The organism is Enterobacter sp. 61D5, assembly GCF_034107965.1.
GTDB classification, from domain to species: Bacteria; Pseudomonadota; Gammaproteobacteria; order Enterobacterales; family Enterobacteriaceae; genus Enterobacter; species Enterobacter cloacae_M.
Genome location: NZ_JAWNFK010000010.1, coordinates 1 through 21,774 on the forward strand (window position 1 = coordinate 1; position 21,774 = coordinate 21,774).

Annotated in this window: 18 protein-coding genes and 1 riboswitch; of the genes, 5 read left to right on the forward strand and 13 right to left on the reverse strand. The window is 56.1% G+C overall.

All coding sequences use genetic code 11. From position 1 onward, the window contains the following. Positions 1–255 precede the first annotated feature (255 nt). Complete coding sequence (murI, locus tag UTM25_RS11645) at positions 256–1,107, reverse strand: glutamate racemase (RefSeq protein ID WP_023309660.1); 852 nt, start codon at positions 1,105–1,107, stop codon at positions 256–258. Then, positions 1,052–2,899 (reverse strand): TonB-dependent vitamin B12 receptor BtuB, encoded by a 1,848-nt coding sequence (gene btuB / locus UTM25_RS11650; RefSeq protein WP_194401828.1) that lies wholly within the window; start codon positions 2,897–2,899, stop codon positions 1,052–1,054. Before btuB ends, murI begins: the two co-directional genes overlap by 56 nt. Before the next feature lie 65 nt (positions 2,900–2,964). After that, positions 2,965–3,141, reverse strand: a riboswitch (cobalamin riboswitch). A 104-nt stretch (positions 3,142–3,245) separates the two neighbouring features. On the opposite strand from btuB, the gene trmA reads away from it, so the two are divergent. Then, positions 3,246–4,346, forward strand: coding sequence for a tRNA (uridine(54)-C5)-methyltransferase TrmA (gene trmA, locus UTM25_RS11655; protein ID WP_194401827.1), 1,101 nt, complete (start codon positions 3,246–3,248; stop codon positions 4,344–4,346). Between the two features lie 79 nt (positions 4,347–4,425). Here the strand turns inward: trmA and UTM25_RS11660 are convergent, their stop codons facing one another. Both UTM25_RS11660 and fabR read right to left on the reverse strand, forming a co-directional pair. Continuing rightward, positions 4,426–4,785: a YijD family membrane protein gene (locus UTM25_RS11660; RefSeq protein ID WP_008501783.1), complete on the reverse strand. Its 360-nt coding sequence runs from the start codon at positions 4,783–4,785 to the stop codon at positions 4,426–4,428. A gap of 9 nt (positions 4,786–4,794) precedes the next feature. After that, entirely contained in the window at positions 4,795–5,433 is a 639-nt protein-coding gene (fabR, locus tag UTM25_RS11665; RefSeq protein WP_008501784.1) for an HTH-type transcriptional repressor FabR, read from the reverse strand. 196 nt (positions 5,434–5,629) lie between these two features. Here fabR and sthA point away from each other — a divergent pair, with 196 nt between their 5' ends. Then, entirely contained in the window at positions 5,630–7,030 is a 1,401-nt protein-coding gene (sthA, locus tag UTM25_RS11670) for a Si-specific NAD(P)(+) transhydrogenase (RefSeq protein ID WP_008501785.1), read from the forward strand. On the opposite strand, the gene oxyR is transcribed toward sthA, so the two are convergent. From oxyR to argC, 4 genes are all read right to left on the reverse strand, one after another. Next, a complete protein-coding gene (gene oxyR, locus UTM25_RS11675; protein WP_194401826.1) occupies positions 7,013–7,930 on the reverse strand; it encodes a DNA-binding transcriptional regulator OxyR in 918 nt (305 codons plus the stop codon). The genes sthA and oxyR overlap by 18 nt on opposite strands. 328 nt (positions 7,931–8,258) lie before the next feature. Continuing rightward, on the reverse strand, positions 8,259–9,632 hold the full coding sequence (argH, locus tag UTM25_RS11680) for an argininosuccinate lyase (RefSeq protein WP_194401825.1): 1,374 nt from the start codon (positions 9,630–9,632) through the stop codon (positions 8,259–8,261). Between the two features lie 74 nt (positions 9,633–9,706). After that, positions 9,707–10,483: an acetylglutamate kinase gene (argB, locus tag UTM25_RS11685; RefSeq protein WP_090420882.1), complete on the reverse strand. Its 777-nt coding sequence runs from the start codon at positions 10,481–10,483 to the stop codon at positions 9,707–9,709. A 6-nt stretch (positions 10,484–10,489) separates the two neighbouring features. Continuing rightward, complete coding sequence (gene argC, locus UTM25_RS11690) at positions 10,490–11,494, reverse strand: N-acetyl-gamma-glutamyl-phosphate reductase (protein ID WP_032662767.1); 1,005 nt, start codon at positions 11,492–11,494, stop codon at positions 10,490–10,492. Positions 11,495–11,582: 88 nt separating this feature from the next. On the opposite strand from argC, the gene argE reads away from it, so the two are divergent. The 3 genes from argE (at position 11,583) to UTM25_RS11705 (ending at position 16,601) form a co-directional block, all read left to right on the forward strand. Then, positions 11,583–12,734 (forward strand): acetylornithine deacetylase, encoded by a 1,152-nt coding sequence (gene argE, locus UTM25_RS11695; protein WP_194401824.1) that lies wholly within the window; start codon positions 11,583–11,585, stop codon positions 12,732–12,734. Between the two features lie 271 nt (positions 12,735–13,005). Further along, positions 13,006–15,657 (forward strand): phosphoenolpyruvate carboxylase, encoded by a 2,652-nt coding sequence (gene ppc / locus UTM25_RS11700; RefSeq protein WP_023309665.1) that lies wholly within the window; start codon positions 13,006–13,008, stop codon positions 15,655–15,657. A 95-nt stretch (positions 15,658–15,752) separates the two neighbouring features. Further along, positions 15,753–16,601, forward strand: a complete 849-nt coding sequence (locus UTM25_RS11705; RefSeq protein WP_194401823.1) for a helix-turn-helix transcriptional regulator — start codon at positions 15,753–15,755, stop codon at positions 16,599–16,601. Here UTM25_RS11705 and UTM25_RS11710 read toward each other — a convergent pair. From UTM25_RS11710 to UTM25_RS11730, 5 genes are read right to left on the reverse strand one after another with little or no spacing between them, the layout of a single operon-like run. Continuing rightward, entirely contained in the window at positions 16,588–16,944 is a 357-nt protein-coding gene (locus tag UTM25_RS11710) for a PTS fructose-like transporter subunit IIB (protein ID WP_194401822.1), read from the reverse strand. The genes UTM25_RS11705 and UTM25_RS11710 overlap by 14 nt on opposite strands. Before the next feature lie 2 nt (positions 16,945–16,946). Continuing rightward, positions 16,947–17,822 carry a [formate-C-acetyltransferase]-activating enzyme gene (locus tag UTM25_RS11715; RefSeq protein ID WP_194401821.1) on the reverse strand — a complete coding sequence of 292 codons (876 nt, stop codon included), beginning with the start codon at positions 17,820–17,822 and terminating at the stop codon, positions 16,947–16,949. Further along, the gene (locus UTM25_RS11720) at positions 17,788–20,082 is read right to left on the reverse strand and encodes a formate C-acetyltransferase (protein ID WP_194401820.1); all 2,295 of its coding nucleotides are present in this window, start codon (positions 20,080–20,082) and stop codon (positions 17,788–17,790) included. The genes UTM25_RS11715 and UTM25_RS11720 overlap by 35 nt, the downstream gene beginning before the upstream one ends. A gap of 51 nt (positions 20,083–20,133) precedes the next feature. Then, complete coding sequence (locus tag UTM25_RS11725; protein WP_024909180.1) at positions 20,134–20,454, reverse strand: PTS fructose-like transporter subunit IIB; 321 nt, start codon at positions 20,452–20,454, stop codon at positions 20,134–20,136. A 14-nt stretch (positions 20,455–20,468) separates the two neighbouring features. Beyond that, the gene (locus tag UTM25_RS11730) at positions 20,469–21,548 is read right to left on the reverse strand and encodes a PTS fructose transporter subunit EIIC (protein WP_194401819.1); all 1,080 of its coding nucleotides are present in this window, start codon (positions 21,546–21,548) and stop codon (positions 20,469–20,471) included. Positions 21,549–21,774 lie beyond the last annotated feature (226 nt).

Here is a 21,774-nt window from a genome sequence, read left to right on the forward strand (position 1 = left end):
TAAATTGTTAAAGAGCAGTGCAACGCGGCGTTAAGCTCACCGTTGCGAGGTCCCGTATATTACGTTTTCCTCATTCAGAGTCAAGCGATTATTTTTGCTTTTCTCTGTCGGCGTTCATCTCTGAACCCCGCTAACCCGGCGGCCTGTAAGCCGTTGTTCCGTGTCAGTGGAGGCGCATTATAGGGAGTTCTCAGACGTTGACAACCCCTCTTTTAAAAAAAACTTTCAACCGTCTCTTTTTTGCTCAAAACCGTGCTACAGCGCCAGTTTTTCGAGCGTTTCAAAGCCATAACGGCGTAAAACGGGTAAAAGTTGCTCAGTCTCTTTCGTTATGGCCATACAAAACGCGATATTCGCGTCGGTAGATTTCGCATCCGGCGCTTCATGCTCCAGCAGCCAGGCCGTACGACGGGCGATAGCCGCACCGGAATCCACCAGGCGCGTCCCCTCCGGCAACACCTCTAATAGCTCTTCCTGTAATAGCGGGAAGTGGGTGCAGCCCAGCACAACGGTATCCGGAGGTTCGGGCATCCGCAGCCATGGACGAAGAATACGACGCAGCTCGTCGAGTGATACCGCTTTTCCATGCAGCTTCGCTTCAGCCATCTCCACCAGCTCAGCCGAACCCAGCATCGCAATCTGGCATTCGTTGGCAAAACGGTCGATCAGCTCGCGGGTATAAGGACGCTTTACCGTACCTCGCGTTGCCAGCAAACCCACAATGCCATTCGCCGTCAGGCGCGCGGCAGGCTTTATCGCAGGAACAACGCCCACAACCGGGAACTGGAATTTTTCACGCAGGGCGGGAAGAGAAACGGTGCTCGCCGTATTACAGGCGATAACGGCCAGCGCAAGGGGGTAGCGCTTTTGTACCGCGGTGACAATTTCAACCACACGCTCAACAATAAAATCTTCGCTCTTTTCCCCATACGGGAAAGCGACGTTATCGAAGGCGTAGATGTAATGGAGATCCGGCAGGAGATGCCGAATCTCATCATAGACCGAAAGCCCACCGACGCCTGAATCAAACACCAGCACGGTGGGACGCGGATTAGAAGGTGTAGCTGCCAGACAAGGTGTATTCCCGTCCTGCAGTTTGGTAGCCATAAACTGTCTCGTAATCTTTATCGAACAGGTTGGCTATTTTACCACGAACTGTGAGATGTGAGGTGACAGGATACGAAACTGCGACATCCCACAGGCTGACACCGCCCATTTTTACTTTCTCAGACGGATAAGTACCAAAATCAGTGTCGTAACGCGTACCGAGATAGTGATAAGTCAGGCTCCAGTCGAAATCATAGATCTGCGTGTCGAGCTGATATTTCACCTGCTGTTTAGCACGACGGTCCAGAAGTTCGTTGGTTGCGGCATTGCGGGCATCCACATAGTCGTAGCCTACAGTATGCGTCAACGGACCCGTATCAAACGAAGCTGTCGCTTCCACACCTTTAATGCGCGCTTTACCGACGTTGTAATATTGCTGAAGGTTATTATCGAAGTCGATGAGATTATCGACGTCATTACGGTAGCCGGAGACGCGCCAGCTCACGCCCGCCGTCAGGCCTTCAAACGCACCTTCCCACTGCTTACTCTCTTCCGGATCAAGATGGTCATTGCCATAGAAACCATAGAGTTGACCAAGATTCGGAGCCTTATAGGCCGTACCATAAGAAGCAACGAAGCGGTAACCATCCACGAACTCCCAGGCCGCACTACTTTGCCAGGTGCCATGGCGGCCGAACTGAGAGTTGTCATCGCTGCGAACCGCTCCTTCCAGAGTGAAGTCACCAAACTGCTGCAGCCCGGTCAGGTAAACGCCGGTGTTACGCAGGTCGTAGCCGTTGGTCACGTAGTTTGTACCCGGCTCGGTGCTCTGCTTCTGCCAGTCAACGCCCGCGCCAATGTTTCCATGGCCAACATCAACGGAATTCAGCCACTGGACGTTGTACTGTTTGATTTCATCCAGGGTGGCTGTCGAATCGTAGCGGCCCAGATTTGGGTCGTAGTTATAGTCCTTGCTGTGGCTATAGCTGGTGAGCAGCTGTGAATGGAAGATGTCATCGTTGAAGCGCAATCCTGCATCCCAGGTCTGACTAAAGAGCTGGCGGGTATCGACCAGTACATCGGGGGTAAATGAACTGTAGTAACCGTCGTAGGCAGTACGGTTGCTGTAGCCAAAGCCGCGAACAAATCCGCTCCACTGCTCCGAGAATGCGTGATCCACTGCACCATAGAGCGTTTTATTCATAAAGCCGTCGCGATCGGTCTGGGCAAGGCCACCATTGTTGCCGTCCGCAACCACATCAAACCCTTTGGTATAGGTGTAATCACCCGCAAGCGTGACGCGCGTGCTGTCGCCCAATGTTTGCTGAGTACTGCCGCCATAATTCTGGTAACCATGCGACCCTACACCTGCATTCAGCGTGGTACCGTCCTTCGCGCGAGTGGTAATAATGTTTACGACTCCGCCAATCGCGTCCGAGCCGTATACCGCCGAACGCGGTCCACGGACATATTCGATACGCTGCACCAGGGAGATCGGGAACTGGCTGAGATCGGATGACCCCGTGACGCCCGCCTGGTTAAGGCGGATCCCATCAACAAGGATCAGGACGTGGCTGGAGTTGGTGCCACGTATAAAGAGAGAAGAGAGTTGCCCCATCCCACCACTTTGCGCCGTATCCACGCCGGGCAGGCGACGCATAACATCCAGGACTGAGGTTGATTGCCAACGGTCAATATCGGCACGCGTAACAACTGAGGTTGCAGCCAGAATAGTTTTTTCAGGTTGTTCAAAACGATTTGCCGTCACCACCAACGAGTCGGCGCTATCCTGCGCCCAGCCCGAAAATGCCGTGACGGACAACGCCGTCAACAGCGATACTTTTTTAATCATTGTTAAAGCATCCACAATATAAGAAGGATGCCGCAGGCCTCATCGATAGCACGCGATGATGAAACCAAATGCGACGTGATCCCGGCAGGTCTTCGGGCTAGGTGGCTATATAAGGATGAAGACTTCCCATTTTCACAGTGTCTACAACGCTCATCCCGCCAGACTTTACCGCTGCGCGTCAGCTCCAGATTTACACTGGATTCCCTTTTCACTCTCAGGAGACCGGAAACAGAATGCTACAATTAGACACGTATAGATGTCCAGACAGCTATTGCCCATTAAATCTGGACATCCCCTGAACAATGCCTACAATCCCCGCGTAATTCTTTATCACTCAGGACGCATCATGACCCCAGAACACCTCCCGACAGAACAGTACGACGCGCAGCTGGCAGAGAAAGTCGTCCGCCTGCAAAGTATGATGACGCCTTTCAACGCGCCCGTTCCCGAGGTGTTCCGCTCTCCCGTCAGCCACTACCGCATGCGCGCCGAGTTCCGCATCTGGCACGACGGCGACGACCTGTACCACATCATTTTCGATCAGCAGACGAAGTCCCGTATCCGCGTGGACAGCTTTCCGGCGGCGAGCGAGCTCATTAACCAGTTGATGACGTTGATAATCGACGGCGTGCGCAGCAATCCGGTACTGCGTAACAAGCTGTTCCAGATTGACTACCTGACCACGCAAAGCAATCAGGCGATTGTCTCTCTGCTGTACCACAAAGCGCTTAACGACGAGTGGCGCGAGCAGGCAGAAGCGCTGCGCGATGCGCTGCGCGCGCAGAACATCAACGTTCACCTGATTGGCCGCGCGACCAAAACCAAAATCATGCTGGATCAAGACTACATCGACGAGCGCCTGCCGGTGGCAGGTAAAGAGATGGTGTATCGTCAGGTCGAGAACAGCTTCACCCAGCCGAACGCTGCAATGAACGTGCAGATGCTGGAGTGGGCGCTGAAGGCGACGGAAGGATCAACGGGCGATCTGCTGGAGCTTTACTGCGGTAACGGCAACTTCTCGCTGGCGCTGGCGCGTAACTTCGATCGCGTGCTGGCAACGGAAATCGCAAAGCCGTCGGTGGCAGCCGCGCAGTACAACATTGCCGCCAACCATGTCGACAACGTGCAGATCATTCGTATGGCCGCAGAAGAGTTCACGCAGGCCTTGAACGGCGTACGCCAGTTTAACCGCCTGGAAGGGATCGATCTCAAGAGCTACCAGTGTGAGACGATTTTTGTCGACCCGCCGCGCAGTGGCCTGGACAGCGAAACCGAGAAGATGGTGCAGGCGTACCCGCGTATTTTGTACATCTCCTGTAACCCGGAGACGCTGTGCAAGAACCTCGAAACATTAGGCCAGACGCACAAGGTTGAACGTCTGGCGCTGTTCGATCAGTTCCCGTATACGCACCATATGGAGTGCGGCGTTTTACTTACCGCACGGTGATCTGTAGGCCGGATAAGCGTAGCGCCATCCGGCGTTTTTGGCAGGTGGCGCTTCGCTTACCTGCCCTACAAATAATTCATTACTCTGGTAACTGGCTTTTACGGCTACGCATGCGCGAGCCAATCCAGAACACCAGCGCCACAGACAGTACCGCAGGGAAGAAGTTAGAGCCGATATCCGGATACTCCGCGCGAACCACGGTGCTATACAGCAATACGCCCAGAATAAAGCAGGCAGCGGCCAGCCCCGGTAACCCCACCGGCATGGTGCGGTTCAGGTAACGTTGATGCAGGCAGTAAACCGTCAGCACCAGCGCAATAAGCGGGAAAATCGAAAATGGAACGATTGAGCTAAAAATAGCGGCAAACGTACCATTAATGGATAAGCCAGCGATCAATGCCAGCAACAGCGTCCCTTTATCCTGACCTGACTGTTTCATTACTCACCTTCACTCTTCGGTTTGATGTGCCAGTTTCTCTTGTTCACGGCGATACCAGTAGTATGCGCCTTTGGAGATCATCCTGAGCTGCAATACCAGCCGCTCTTCGAGCTGCTTGCGTTGTTCAATGCTGACATCCAGCGCTTCGGCACCCGCACTGAAAACAATCGTCACCATCGCTTCGGCCTGTGCTTCAGTAAACGCACGCGGCATATGGTTTTCGAGTTCAAGATAGTCGGCAAGTTCCGCGATGAAGTGCTGAATTTCACGCGCGACGGCGGCACGAAACGCCGCCGATGTGCCCGAACGCTCGCGCAGAAGAAGACGAAACGCGTTGGGGTTATTGCCGATAAATTCCATAAAGGTCGATACGGAAGTGCGGATCACGCTGCCCCCTTTGGCGATACGCTGACGCGCCTGGCGCATCAGCTGGCGCAGCATCAGACCGCTCTCGTCGACCATGGTCAGGCCCAGTTCATCCACATCACGGAAATGACGATAGAAGGACGTTGGCGCAATCCCGGCCTCGCGTGCGACTTCGCGCAGGCTCAAACTGGCAAAACTCCGCTCAGCACTCAGTTGACTGAATGCGGCTTCCACCAGCGAACGCCGGGTTTTCTCTTTTTGTTGTGCTCTTACGCCCATCACGATAGTTGAATCCTTCCAAAGGCCTGATGGCACTATACCAGAGAATAAAATTAATCTGTTTGCCTGGCTTTGTGAATGATTGTTTACGTGCGGTTTGTGCTCCACTGCCCGAAAAAAGCACAACGATAATTGGGTTACCCTGGCAATGATGTTATGATTCTGTTGCTTTTATGTATAAGAACAGGTAAGCCTTACCATGCCACATTCCTACGATTATGACGCAATAGTTATTGGTTCCGGCCCCGGCGGCGAAGGTGCTGCTATGGGTCTGGTGAAACAGGGAGCCAGAGTAGCGGTCATCGAGCGCTACCATAATGTCGGCGGCGGTTGCACCCACTGGGGCACCATCCCTTCGAAAGCCCTCCGCCACGCCGTTAGCCGCATTATCGAATTTAACCAGAACCCTCTTTACAGCGACCACTCCCGACTTCTTCGTTCATCCTTTGCTGACATCCTGAATCATGCGGATACCGTTATTAACCAGCAGACACGCATGCGTCAGGGATTTTATGAGCGTAACCACTGTGAAATTTTGCAGGGCAATGCGCATTTTGTGGATGAACACACCCTGGCACTCGAATGCCACGACGGTTCGGTTGAAACCATCACGGCTGAAAAATTTGTTATCGCCTGCGGCTCACGCCCTTACCATCCCGCCGACGTGGACTTCTCGCACCCGCGCGTCTACGACAGCGACTCGATTCTGAGCCTGCACCATGAACCCCGCCACGTTATTATCTATGGCGCAGGGGTGATTGGTTGCGAATATGCGTCGATCTTCCGCGGAATGGACGTCAAAGTTGACCTGATCAACACCCGTGACCGCCTCCTGGCGTTCCTCGATCAGGAGATGTCGGACTCCCTTTCCTACCACTTCTGGAACAGCGGCGTGGTGATTCGCCACAACGAAGAGTACGAGAAGATTGAGGGCTGTGACGACGGGGTGATCATGCACCTGAAGTCAGGTAAGAAGCTAAAAGCAGACTGCCTGCTGTACGCCAACGGTCGTACCGGCAACACCGATTCACTGCAGCTGGAAAATATCGGGCTTGAAACCGACAGCCGCGGTCAGCTGAAGGTCAACAGCATGTATCAGACCGCCCTGCCGCACGTTTACGCGGTCGGCGACGTGATTGGCTACCCAAGCCTGGCCTCAGCCGCTTACGACCAGGGACGCATTGCCGCACAGGCGCTGGTAAAAGGCGAAGCGACGGCACACCTGATCGAGGATATTCCGACGGGCATCTATACCATCCCGGAAATCAGTTCTGTCGGGAAAACCGAGCAGCAGCTGACGTCAATGAAGGTGCCTTACGAGGTGGGACGCGCCCAGTTTAAACATCTGGCGCGGGCGCAAATCGTGGGGATGAGCGTGGGAACGCTGAAGATCCTGTTCCATCGCGAGACCAAAGAGATCCTCGGCATTCACTGCTTTGGTGAACGCGCGGCGGAAATCATTCATATCGGCCAGGCGATAATGGAGCAGAAAGGTGGTGGCAACACCATTGAGTACTTCGTTAACACCACCTTTAACTACCCGACCATGGCGGAAGCCTATCGGGTAGCCGCGCTGAACGGCTTAAACCGCCTGTTTTAACGCGCTGTCGAAATGGCCATCCATCGAACCACGGATGGCCTCTGCCAGCTGCTCATAGCGGCTGCGCAGCGGTGAACCTGGACGATACACCAGGCCGATAGTGCGACGCGGCTCCGGCTTAATGCACGGCAGATAAACCACGCCATCACGTTTACGCTCGCTCGGCACGGCCAGCGCAGGCAGCAGCGTAATTCCGCTTCCCGCCGCGACCATATTACGCAGCGTTTCCAGGCTGGTTGCGCGGAAATGGGTATCTTCATCCGCACCCGCTTCGAAGCAAAAGCCCATCGCCTGATCGCGCAGGCAGTGGCCATCTTCCAGCATCAGCAGCTTTTCACCGGCCAGATCGGCCATCGGTACGCGATCGCGGTTCGCCCACGGGTGATCTTCATAGATCGCCAGCATCATCGGCTCATCGAAAAGCGGCACTTCAATAAAGGCTTCACTCTCTTTCACCAGCGCCAGAATGGCGCAGTCGAGCTTGCCGCTGTCTAACTGCGCCAGCAGCTGATGGGTCTGCGCTTCATGCAGGTACATTTCGAGTTTCGGGAACGTCTGGTGCAGCATCGGAATGATGTGCGGCAACAGGTACGGGCCAACGGTTGGGATCAGGCCAATATGCAGCGGGCCGGACATCGCCTCCCCCTGCTGGCTTGCCATTTCCTTGAGCACTTTGACCTCGCGCAGCACGGTGCGCGCCTGATCCACCAGCAGAAGACCTGCCTGTGTGAACAGAACCTTACGACTGGTGCGCTCCAGCAGCATCACGCCCAGCTCGTCTTCCAGCTTGCGGATCTGCCCGCTCAGTGTGGGCTGGCTGACGTGGCAGGAATCTGCCGCGCGGCGAAAGTGACGATGCTCGGCTAACGCTACCAGGTATTCAAGATCACGAATATTCATTATTCATCCTCCGTCGCCACGATAGTTCATGGCGATAGATAGCATAGCAACGAACGATTATCCCTATCAAGCATTCTGTTGAATAATACACCACATAGACGAGGCGGCACGTGTTTGACCCTTGACGTCTCCCGCTCCGTCAGCGAGTTTCTCTCAAAACTCGAACAACTAAAGCCAACGTGAACTTTTGCGGACCCCGTGGTCCGCTTTTTTTTTTGCGCAAAACAGCCCGAGGTAAAAGCAAAATGGCAACCGAAGTTGCCATTTTTAGTGTTTGCTCCCTCTCCCCGTGGAAGAGGGCCGGGGTGAGGGCACCAGCCCGCACGGTTCAAACCAACCGGTTTTTCGCATCCGCTATCGCCTGCGCTACCTGCTTAGGCGACACGCCGCCTTTCGCGGCACGTTTATCCAGGCAAGACTGCAGCGCAAGGATCGGATACACATCATCCCCGATAACCGCGCTGAACTTCTGCAGGTCGGCCAGCGCCAGATCTTCCAGCGGTTTACCCTGACGAATGGCTTCCACCACCGCTTCACCCACAATATGGTGCGCTTCACGGAAAGGTACGCCTTTCGCCACCAGATAATCCGCCAGTTCGGTAGAGTTCGCATAGCCCTGCTGCGCCGCTTCCTGGCAGCGCGGACGTTTCACCTGAATGCCGTCCAGCACCAGCGCGCCCATATGCAGACAGTCCAGCCAGGTGTCGAGCGCGTCGAACAGCCCTTCTTTGTCTTCCTGCATGTCTTTGTTATACGCCAGCGGCAGCCCTTTCAGGGTCATCATCATGCCGGTCAGCGCGCCCTGCACGCGACCACACTTGCCGCGGATCAGCTCCAGCGCGTCCGGGTTTTTCTTCTGCGGCATCAGGGATGAGCCTGAGGTCACGCGGTCGGACAGCTCAACAAAGCCCGCTTCGCCAGAGTTAAAGAAGATCAGGTCTTCGGCAAAGCGCGAAAGGTGCACCATTCCGATAGACGCATTGGAGAGCAGCTCCAGCACGTGGTCGCGGTCGGACACGCTGTCCAGGCTGTTACGGGTGGCGGAGGCAAAGCCCAGCCAGCCTGCCAGCTGCTCACGGTCGATTTCATACGCCGTACCGGCCAGCGCGCCGCTGCCCAGCGGGCTGACGTCCAGACGTTTCTGGGTATCCTGCAGACGGCTTTCGTCACGCGCCAGCATCTCGACGTAGGCCAGACACCAGTGTGCGAAGGTCACCGGCTGCGCGCGCTGCAGGTGGGTATAACCCGGCATCACCGCGTCCTGGTTGTTCTGCGCGGTTTCCACCAGCGCGCTCTGCAGCTGACGGTTAGCCACCAGCAGTTCGCCAACGGTATCTTTACACCACAGCTTCAGGTCGGTGGCGACCTGGTCGTTACGGCTGCGGCCGGTATGCAGCTTTTTACCCAGCTGGCCGACTTTGTCGATCAGTTTACCTTCCACCCAGCTGTGAATATCTTCAGCATCGCTTTCGAGGATCTGCTGCGGGTTAAGACGCACCTCTTCCAGCAGATTGTTCAGCGCTTCTTCCAGCCGTAATTGTTCGTCTGCGGTCAGTACGCCCACCGTCACCAGCGCTTTGGACCAGGCCACAGAGCCGACAATATCCTGTTCGGCCAGGCGGTAGTCGAAGCGCAAAGAGTCGTTGAACTGTTTGAACCGCTGATCCGCTGCCTGTGTAAAACGCCCACCCCAAAGTGCCATAACATGATTCCTTTATTCGTTAGTTCTGCCGGGTGGCGCTTCGCTTACCCGGCCTACGGTCATTCAATAAAAACTTACGCTAAAATACGCGTGCCAATCGGCGTGCCGTTAAAGAGCGCCGGCAGTTGTTCCGCGTGACGCCAGGAGGCGATATCCACCGGACGGCCCAGCGTGCGTGCGGCATCCAGCGCGGCGTTCACTTTGACAATCATGCCGTCGGTAATAATGCCCTGAGCAATCAGCTGCTCGGCTTTCTCAGCCGTCATTTCCGCAATGCGTTGGCCTTTACCGTCCAGAATGCCGCTCACGTCGGAGAGCAGGATCAGATCCGCGCCAAGCGTTGCCGCCAGTGCCGTCGCCGCCTGGTCAGCGTTGACGTTCATCAGCTCGCCCTCTTCGGTCACGCCGATAGAGCTCACCACCGGCAGGAAACCCCCTTCCAGCAGCGTGTTAATCAGCTTAGGCGAACCTGGCTGCGCCAGTCCAACGTGGCCGAGCTCTTCGTCGAGCTGGGTCACTTTTACGCTGTCGCCATCGCCCAGATAGAGGCCAACGGACGCGATGTGGTGTTTCTTCGCCCACGCCAGCAGCGTTTTGTTCGCCGTACCCGCCAGCGCGCCGGTAATGATGTCAATCTGGTCAGCAGGCGTCACGCGCAGGCCGTTCTTCTTTTTCACCGGCAGGTTGAGCCCTTTCATCAGCTCGTCCACCACGCAGCCACCGCCGTGCACAATCACCAGCGGACGCTGGTGTGATTCGCGATAGTTCACCAGCGCGGTAAACAGACGCTCCAGCGCTTCTTCGCTGTCCAGCAGTACACCACCGAGTTTGATAATTAATGGGTTCATCATCACACCTTAAATAAGAGCCTGCGTTTCCGGGAAACCGAAACGAATATTTGCACACTGCATTGCCTGTGCGGCAGCGCCTTTGAGTAAGTTATCTTCTGCGGCGACAACGATAAGATGCTCGCCCTGCACGGCAAAGCCGATGTCGCAGAACGGCAGGCCGACCACGTTTTTCAGCGCCGGCACGCCTTTATCGTACAGGCGCACCAGCGGTTTATCCGCATACGCCTGCGTGAAGGCCTCGTTCACCTGCTCTTTGGTCACGCCGGGCTTCAGGCGGCAGGTAATAGTTTCGAGGATCCCGCGCGGGAAGCTGCCCAGGTGCGGCGTGAAAATAACGTCCGCGCCCAGATGCGTCGTGATTTCAGGGTGATGACGGTGATTAAACACGCCATACGGCTGAAGGCTCACTTCGCAGAAGCTGTTGGAGATAGCGGCCTTGCGCCCTGCTCCGCTCACGCCGCTGGTGGCGTTGATCACCGGCCACTGGCTCAGATCCAGCAGACCTGCGTCGATCAGCGGCTTCAGGGAAAGCTGAGCCGCCGTCGGGTAGCAGCCCGGAACGGCAATGAGGTCCGCTTCTTTCAGTTTATCTGCGCTCCACTCCGCCAGGCCGTACACCGCTTTTTCAAGCAGATCCGGATGCTGATGGGTGAAACCGTAATATTTTTCATAAAACGCGCCGTCGTTCACGCGGAACGCGCCGGAAAGGTCGAAGACCACGCAGCCGGCCGCCAGGAACTGCGGCGCCAGGTCGTGGCTGACCTCGTGCGCGGTGGCTAAAAACACCACGTCGACGCCGTCGGTAAACTCGCTGATGTCAGACATGGGCTGCAGCGGCAGATCGACAAGACCCTTAAGCTGCGGATGCAAATCGGAAATTAACTTTCCTGCATCATTGCTTTGCGCTGACACGGTCAAAGCGGTTATGGTCATATGTGGATGGCGATTCACGTAGCTTACAAGCTCTGCGCCCGCATAACCGCTAGCGCCTACAATCAGCGTATTCAACATCGGGTTCCTTTATGCTCAACGTTAGTGTATTTTTATTCACATTTATTGCATGAATATTGATACTATCACGACCTAAGGTGTGTCAACAATGAAAATGAACTTACCGCCATTTATCGAGATCTACCGCGCCCTGATTGCCACTCCGTCCATCAGCGCAACGGAAGAAGCGCTGGATCAGAGCAATGAGTCTTTAATCAATCTGCTGGCGGGTTGGTTTAGCGATCTTGGGTTTAACGTTGAGGTTCAGCCCGTTCCCGGAACACGCCACAAATTTAACCTGCTCGCCAGCACCGGAACCGGTGCGGGCGGCCTGCTGCTGGCCGGTCATACCGACACCGTGCCGTTTGACGATGGCCGCTGGACGCGCGATCCGTTCACCCTGACCGAGCACGACAACAAGCTCTATGGCCTGGGCACCGCCGACATGAAAGGCTTCTTCGCCTTTATCCTCGACGCGCTGCGTGACGTGGACGTGACGAAGCTGAAAAAACCGCTCTACATTCTGGCGACCGCCGACGAAGAAACCAGCATGGCGGGCGCGCGCTACTTCTCTGAAAATACGTCGATTCGCCCGGACTGCGCGATCATCGGCGAGCCGACGTCTCTGCAGCCGATCCGCGCGCACAAAGGCCATATTTCTACCGCCGTGCGCGTGCTGGGCCAGTCCGGCCACTCCAGCGATCCCGCGCGCGGCGTGAACGCCATTGAGCTGATGCATGACGCCATCGGCCGTATCATGACCCTGCGCGACGGTCTGAAAGAGCGCTACCACTACGACGCGTTCACCGTGCCGTATCCGACCCTGAACCTCGGCAGCCTGCACGGCGGCGATGCCTCGAACCGCATCTGCGCCTGCTGCGAACTGCATATGGACATCCGCCCGCTGCCGGGCATGACCCTCAGCGATCTCGACGGCCTGCTGAATGAAGCGCTGGCTCCGGTGAGCGAGCGCTGGCCGGGCCGCCTGACGGTCTCCGAACTGCATCCGCCGATCCCGGGTTACGAATGCCCGCCGGACCATCAGCTGGTTGAGGTGGTAGAAAAGCTGCTCGGTGAGAAAACCGACGTGGTGAACTACTGCACCGAAGCGCCGTTTATTCAGACGCTTTGCCCTACGCTGGTCCTGGGCCCCGGCTCCATCAACCAGGCGCACCAGCCGGATGAATATCTGGAAACCCGCTTCATCAAGCCAACCCGCGAACTGATTACCCAGGTTGTGCATCACTTCTGCTGGCATTAAAACTGCACCGAAGAGTCCCCTCTCCCTGTGGGAGAGGGTTAGGGTGAGGGCAACAAATAGCATGATCTCCGTCACATTCCCATAAGCATCTCTTATCTGACGCAATGCGAATTAAATTTCGTAAATTGCCCGCATTTATTCGTTTGCTGAACCGTTTTCGCAGCAATTGACGACGGGGGTTTTACGTGGCTTTATAAAGGGAGATGACAAAATAATGTCCAGATGATTTTCGCCTGGGCATAAACAAAAATGATGGGGTGACTGGGTTTTTATGAACGAACAATATTCCGCGTTGCGTAGTAATGTCAGTATGCTCGGCAAAGTGCTTGGAGATACCATCAAAGACGCGTTGGGGGAGAACATCCTCGACCGCGTTGAAACCATCCGCAAGCTGTCTAAATCTTCCCGTGCCGGTAACGAGGCCAGTCGTCAGGAGCTGCTCACCACCTTGCAGAACCTCTCAAACGATGAGCTGCTGCCCGTTGCACGCGCATTCAGCCAGTTTCTGAACCTGGCTAACACCGCTGAGCAATACCACAGCATTTCGCCAAATGGCGAAGCGGCAAGCAACCCGGAAGTCATTGCCCGCACCCTGCGTAAACTGAAAGACCAGCCAGACCTCAACGAAGCCACCATTAAAAAAGCGGTGGAGTCTCTTTCGCTGGAGCTGGTGCTGACCGCACACCCCACTGAAATTACCCGTCGCACCCTGATCCACAAAATGGTGGAAGTGAACAACTGTCTGAAGCAGTTGGATAACAAAGACATTGCCGACTACGAACGCAACCAGCTGATGCGCCGTCTGCGCCAGCTGATTGCCCAGTCCTGGCACACCGATGAAATTCGTAAGCATCGTCCAAGCCCGGTCGACGAAGCCAAATGGGGCTTTGCGGTGGTGGAAAACAGCCTGTGGGAAGGGGTGCCTAACTATCTGCGCGAGCTGAACGAACAGCTGGAAGAGAACCTCGGCTACCGTCTGCCGGTCGACTTCGTTCCGGTCCGCTTCACCTCCTGGATGGGCGGCGACCGCGACGGCAACCCGAACGTGACCGCGGAAATTACCCGTCACGTCCTGCTGCTGAGCCGCTGGAAAGCGACCGACCTGTTCCTGAAAGATATTCAGGTGCTGATCTCCGAGCTATCGATGGTTGAAGCGACGCCGGAACTGCGCGCGCTGGCCGGAGAAGAAGGCGCCAGCGAGCCGTACCGTTTCCTGATGAAGAAACTGCGTGGTCAGCTGATGGCCACTCAGGCCTGGCTGGAAGCGCGTCTGAAAGGTCAGCGCCTGCCAAAACCAGAAGGTCTGCTCAGCCAGAACGAACAGCTCTGGGAGCCGCTGTATGCCTGTTATAAATCACTGCAGGCCTGCGGGATGGGCATCATCGCTAACGGCGAACTGCTCGACACCCTGCGCCGCGTGAAGTGTTTTGGCGTGCCGCTGGTGCGTATCGACGTACGTCAGGAAAGTACCCGTCATACCGAAGCGCTGGGCGAGCTGACCCGCTATCTCGGCATCGGCGACTATGAAAGCTGGTCCGAAGCCGACAAACAGGCCTTCCTGATCCGCGAGCTGAACTCGAAGCGCCCTCTGCTGCCGCGCAACTGGGAGCCAAGCAACGAAACCCGCGAAGTACTCAACACCTGTAAAGCGATCGTGGACGCGCCGAAAGGATCGGTGGCCGCCTATGTGATCTCCATGGCGAAGACGCCGTCCGACGTGCTGGGCGTTCACCTTCTGCTGAAAGAAGCGGGAATCGACTACGCTCTGCCGGTCGCCCCGCTGTTTGAGACCCTCGACGACCTGAACAACGCCAACGACGTCATGACACAGCTGCTGAATATCGACTGGTACCGCGGCTTTATTCAGGGCAAACAGATGGTGATGATTGGCTATTCCGACTCCGCGAAAGATGCGGGCGTGATGGCGGCATCCTGGGCGCAGTATCAGGCGCAGGACGCACTGATCAAAACCTGCGAGAAAGCCGGTATTGAGCTGACCCTGTTCCACGGACGCGGTGGCTCGATTGGCCGTGGCGGCGCGCCTGCACACGCAGCGCTGCTGTCGCAGCCGCCGGGAAGCCTGAAAGGTGGCCTGCGCGTCACCGAGCAGGGCGAGATGATCCGTTTCAAGTACGGTCTGCCGGAAGTGACCATCAGCAGCCTGTCGCTCTACACCAGCGCGATCCTGGAAGCAAACCTGCTGCCGCCGCCGGAGCCGAAAGCATCCTGGTGCCATATCATGGACGAGCTGTCTGATATCTCCTGCGATTTGTACCGCGGCTACGTGCGTGAAAACAAAGATTTCGTTCCTTACTTCCGCTCGGCCACGCCTGAGCAGGAGCTGGGTAAACTACCGCTGGGCTCACGTCCTGCGAAGCGTCGCCCGACCGGTGGCGTAGAGTCTCTGCGCGCGATCCCGTGGATCTTCGCCTGGACGCAGAACCGCCTGATGCTGCCCGCCTGGCTGGGTGCCGGTGCCGCGCTGCAAAAAGTGGTGGAAGACGGCAAACAGAACGAACTGGAAACCATGTGCCGCGACTGGCCGTTCTTCTCTACCCGTCTGGGCATGCTGGAGATGGTCTTCTCGAAAGCTGACCTGTGGCTGGCGGAATACTACGACCAGCGTCTGGTGAAACCAGAGCTGTGGGCGCTGGGTAAAGAGCTACGCGAACTGCTGGAAGGCGACATCAAAGTGGTGCTGGACATCGCCAACGACTCACATCTGATGGCGGACCTGCCGTGGATTGCCGAGTCAATTCAGCTGCGTAATATCTACACCGACCCGCTGAACGTTCTGCAGGCAGAGCTGCTGCACCGTTCGCGTCTGGCGGAAGAAGAAGGTAAAGAGCCGGATCCGCGTGTTGAACAGGCGCTGATGGTGACGATTGCGGGCGTTGCGGCAGGTATGCGTAACACCGGCTAATGCTTTACGCCCGGCGGCGCTACGCTTGCACGGGCCTACGATACGTAGGCCGGGTAAGCGTTAGCGCCGCCCAGCAATACCCTGGTATCCACACCATGCACCACGACATTACCCACATCCTGACTGACCTGATCAACGGCACAACGCCGCTGCGTCAGGTGCATTTTGCGAACCCAGCGATCCCCGCCCCCGAACTTGCCCTACAGGTCGATTTTCCACGTCTGGAGATCGCGATCGAAGGTTCAATGAAAGACCAGACTGGCTGCGTTTTACAGCAGGGGGATGTTTTATACGTCCCGGCTGGCGGCTGGAATAATCCACATTGGCAAACACCCGCAACCACGCTGAGTATCCTGTTTGGCAAACAGCAGCTTGGGTTTAGCCTTTTGCATTGGGACGGTGAAGACGTTCGAAATCTGGCAAAGCAGCACGTTGCCCGCCGCGGTCCGCGTATTGGATCGCTACTCTTACAGACGCTCCATGAAATCCAGATGCAACCGCACGAGCAGCAAACCGCGAGGCTGATTATCGCCAGCCTGCTTAGCCACTGCGTGGACCTTCTGGGGAGTCAGATCCAAACCGCCTCCCGCAGTCAGGCTCTGTTTGAAGCGATTCGGGTCTATATTGACGAACACTACGCCACTCCTCTTACCCGGGAATCCGTCGCGCAGGCGTTTTATATCTCCCCAAACTACCTGTCTCATCTGTTCCAGAAAACGGGCGCAGTGGGTTTTAATGAATACCTGACGCATACCCGGCTGGAACACGCGCGCCAGCTGTTGAAAGGGTATGATTTAAAAGTGAAAGAGGTGGCGCATGCCTGCGGATTTGTCGACAGCAACTATTTCTGTCGGTTATTTCGCAAGAACACGGAGCGTTCGCCGTCAGAATACCGTCGCCAGTATCACAGCCAGCTCACCGGGAAGGCTGCTAGTCCAGAATGACCTGAGTTTGCTGCGGAGCGGATAGCATTTTACGCACCGCGCCCATCACCTTTTGTGGGTCACGTAAAAAGGCGTTAATACCGCACTTCACGTAGCGCGTATGCTCGAAACGTTCACTGCTCGCCAGTTCGATATCAGTAATGAGCAATACGACATCAGCACGCCGGATGTCCTCTTCCGTAAGCTCACTCTCAACGCCCAGCGCTCCCTGCGTCTCAATGTTAACGCTCCACTTCTCCTGCTGGCAGAGCTTTTCCAGCCGTTCGGCAGCCATATAGGTATGTGCGACGCCACTGACGCACGCGGTCACCGCCACCAGATGACGTCCCGCTATCACTGTCATGTTCAGCCTCCCAGGGTAACATTGAAACCTTCGCACTCGGCCAGTTGACGCATCGCTGACACCTCATCTTCTGTCGGCGGGATCGCTTGCCGCATTCCCCACACCTGTCCCAGCAGACGGTATTTTGGCTCCCCATACTGATGGAAGGGCAATAAATGCAGCTCCCGTATTCCTGAAGGTAACAGGAAAGCCAGCACGCGCGCCATGTTCGTTTCGTTAAGCGTATAGCCAGGAATAAGCGGGACGCGGGGAATCACGTTTATCCCGTCAGCCACCAGCTGACGGAAATTATCCAGCACTCTAGGAAGATTCATTGCCACAATTGATTGGGCCAGCGCCGTGTCCATGATCTTCAAATCAAACAGCACTTCATCACACTGGCGGGCCAGCGGCATTAATCGGGACAAAGGCGCATCGCCTGCCGTTTCGATGGCCGTATGCACGCCGAAACCACGCAGCCTCTGTAGAAGCTGTGTCGCGAAAGGCGCCTGCAGCAACACTTCCCCGCCCGAAAGCGTCACCCCGCCTCCCGAGGAACGAAAGAAGACATCGTCTTTCATCACCTCGTTTTCCAGCTCATCCAGGGTCACATCGCGCCCGATGTGCTCGAACGCGCCGGAGGGACACTCCTCAGCTTCACGCAGGCAGGGAGCGCAGTGCAGACATTTACTCTCCCGACGCACCGTCTCGATTTTCGGCGAAATCGACTCCGGATTAGCGCACCACGGACAGCGGTGAGGGCAGCCTTTAAAAAAAACCACCGTACGGATGCCGCGTCCGTCATTTAATGAGTAGCGCTGGATGTTGAAAATACGCGCCACGTCGACGCGCGTTTCAACCACGTCACAGCTGATGCGCTGTGCGGCGGATAATGTCATCCTGGATCTCCTTCGATAACTCAACAAAGAAGGCGCTGTATCCGGCAACGCGCACCACCAACCCGGCAAAATCCTGCGGACGCTGTTGCGCTTCACGTAATGTGTCCGCATTCACCACGTTGAACTGAATATGCTGTAATTTAAGCTGCGTGAAGGCGCGAAGGAAATCCGCCAGCTTTTGCAGCCCGGCGTCGCCTTCCAGCGTCGCAGGGGTGAATTTAACGTTTAGCAGCGTGCCGTTAGATAACAGATAGTTATCCAGCTTGCTTACCGATTTCAGTACCGCCGTCGGGCCCTGCATATCTTGCCCCAGCATCGGCGAGAGCCCACCGTCTGCCAGTTGCTCCCCGGCAAAACGGCCATCGGGCGTTGCCCCCACCACCGCCCCCAGCGGTACGTGTGCCGATACGGTATAAGAACCGGGCGTGAACTGCCCGCCGCGCGGGTTCCGGTATTTTTCGACCTCTTTACAGTAGTGGCGCAGCAGTTCAGCGCTGATGTTGTCGACATCATCGATATCATTGCCGTATTTTTCGAAGCGATTGATCAACCGGGCGCGGATTTTTTTGCCCTCAGGCGTGGCAAAGTTAGCGTTTAACACGGCTAACAGCTCGTCAAAACTTAAGCGCTGCTGTTCAAACACCAGCCCTTTCAGGGCGTGCAGCGAGTCGCTCAAATTCGCTATCCCGATCCCCTGCACGCCGGAAAAGTTATAGCGTGCGCCACCGTCGGTAATGTCTTTCCCTGATGCCAGGCAATCGCTGATAAAAGAAGAGAGCAACGGCACCGGAGCCCAGTCACGATGGCCGATATCGCAGATATTGCTCCCCTCGACCATCAGAGCAATGTAGTGATTAATTTTGGCGCGAATATGCTCCAGCAGGCCTTCATAACTCAGCGCTGCGTTGCCTTCGTTCTCCTGCATCGCGATTTCCATCACCTTTAGCAGGTTAAACATCGCGATATCGTGCAGACCGTAGGTTTTACCCGGAATCGACAGTTCTACACAGCCAACCACCGCGTAGTCGCGCGCATCTTCCAGCGACACCCCCCGATTGAGGAAGGCAGGCACCACCACTTCATCATTGAAAATCTGCGGGATGCCGGTGCCCAGGCGAATCGTCTCCGCCGTTTTCAGCAGGAAGGGCCGGTCGATAAGCTCGTTAACCCGTACGCCGAGGTTCGGTTGAGGAAGCTGAACGCTCTGGTAAGCATCCAGACACAGGAAGGAAAGCACGTTCACCGCGCTACGCCCGCTCTCCGTCAGGCCGCCCAATAGTGCGGTATACCCGGTCGGGAATCCGGCAAAATAGCGGGCGCTGCTGGTCGAGCGTAAAAGCACCACGTCATTGCACTTCACCCACAGCGATTCCAGAATCTCTTTCAGGAAAGCGGGCGCTTCGCCCTGTGAGAGCGAGGCCTGATAAAAGGGCAGCATATACTGGTCAAAGCGCCCGATGGAGAGCGAGCTGGCGTTGGATTCATACTGCAAAATGACGTTCATGTACCAGAAGAGCTGACACGCCTGCCAGAACGTTTGCGGCTTATGCTGCGCGTTATGGCGCGAGATTTCTGCAATCTTCCGTAATTCTTCACATCGCGCTGCGTCACTGCTTTCAGCCAACTCTTCAGCCAGTGATGCATAGCGCAGTATATGACGCTGGGAGGCTTCCAGCAGAATCAGTGCGGCGGCATAGAACGTGTTCTGCGCATCGCGGGCGCAGTGCTCGCGCAATTCCTCCACCAGCGCACCCAGGCCGTTATTGAGCAGGCGCGGATAATCAATAATGATATGCCCCTGCCCTTTGTCGGTCTGGTTGACGCTGAAAATTTGCGTCCCCACAGCGGCTTTCACCTCATCCGTCATCTGGCTGTTGATGAAATCCTTCATCGACCGTTTTTCCCAGTAGGGATACAGCGCGTCACGGTAGATCTGCTTATCTTCTTCGCTGATTTCAAAGCGGTCCTGCGGACGCGTGGCAAACTGGTCCAGCTCCTTAAGCAGCCAGTACGGATCCATCTCAGGAGACATGATGCCTGCACGCGGTTTAACGGTCCGGTTGCCGGCAATCAGTTCCTCATCACGAATCGCGATGTTCACATGGTCAAGAATGTACGCCGTGGCTTTTGCACGCCTGAGGATTACCGGCTCGCCTTCCGTCTGCTGATGGCTGGCGGTATAGAGCAAAGCACGCTCAAGCGAGATTTCACGCGGACTCGCAAAAAGTGCGTCTTTCAAACGCTGGGTACGATTCGTCATGAGGGAACTCCTGTAACGGAAAATGAGCCCGCCCCGAAGGGCGGGAGAGCGTCAGGCGGTTTGCGCCAGGTGGGCATCAATTTTGTTCATGATGGCGTCGGCGCGTTTTACCGCATCGCTGATGTTGACGCGCACGATGGTTTTCCCGGTAAAACGTTCTTCAAACTTGATGCCGATATCTTTGGTCAGGATCACCATATCCGCTGCGGCGATATCCTCAGCATTCAGCTCGTTCTCAAGACCAATCGACCCCTGCGTTTCAACCTTCACTTCCCAGCCTTTGGCTTTAGCTGCGCTTTCTAGCGCTTCGGCCGCCATGTAGGTATGGGCAACGCCTGACGGGCATGCTGTTACTGCGATAATTCGGGCCATGTTCTCTTCCTCACTCAGTTAATTTCGAAATCCAGATCCAGGTCGTCCTCTTTTTCCTCGACCTGTTTTGCATTCTTGCGGGCAATACTCTTCAGCACGTTGACGCTAATGGCCGTCACCACAGCCCCTACGGCGACCGCCGCGATGTAGCCCAGTTTGCCTTCCACCACAGGGAGAACGATAAGCCCGCCCCATCCGGCATAACATTGCGCCCCCATCACGGCAGCCGTTACTGCGCCACACGCCGAGCCCAGCATGATGGAGGGAATGACACGCAGAGGATCTGCAGCGGCGAAAGGAATGGCCCCTTCGGTAACCCCCACGCAGCCCATCACTAATGCAGCCTTGCCCGCTTCGCGTTCTTCAGCGGTAAAGTTTTTGCGGTTAATCAGCGTCGCCAGGCCTAATCCCAGCGGTGGCACACAGATACCGACTGCCGCAATCGCCACCACGGTGTAGACGCCCTGAGCAACGCAGATCAGCATGAAGGCATAGGCGACTTTATTAATCGGGCCGCCCATGTCGAAGGCCAGCATCAACCCCATGATGACGGCCAACACGACGATGCTGCCCTGCTGCATCCCTTGCAGCCACTGGGTTAAGCCCGTCGTCAACGCACCGACAGGTTCGCCCAGACCCCACATCATGATGCCTGCGGTAACAAAGGTGCCGATGATAGGGATGATGAAGATAGGCATGACGGAGCGCAGGACTTTCGGGACCGGCAGTTTTTTCAGATACCAGACCACAATCCCACCGAGGATCCCGGCAATAATGGCGCCGAAGAAACCCGCACCGAAGCTGTTACCGACCCACGCGGCAATCGCGCAGGGAGCAAGCGCGGCGCGCTCGGCAATGGAGTAGCCAATATAGGCGGCCAGGAAAGGCACCATCAGCGTTAACCCCGCCACGCCAATATCGAATAGCTTTTTGAGGTTGGGATCGGTTGCGGCATCCGGTACCGCGCCCTTGCCGTACAGCATGACCGAAACCGCCAGCAAAATACCGCCCGCGACCACGAACGGGATCATGTGCGACACCCCGGTCATCAGATGCTGCCGCGTGTTCTTGAGAATATGCACCAACTCTTTCATATGCCGCTCCAGGCCTAAAACCATAAAGATGTTGTGGCAAACAATAGGCAATCAGGAAGGCGGCGGACAGGAGACAAAAAGACCATTTACTGGATTTTTGTAATATCGAAATAAAAATGCGATCCACCTCGACATTTCGGATAGACGGTACGCTTAAGACAAACCACTACAACCTGTGAGTCAAATCTCACTTTTCACCTGATATTACATTTGTCCAGCTTTTGGC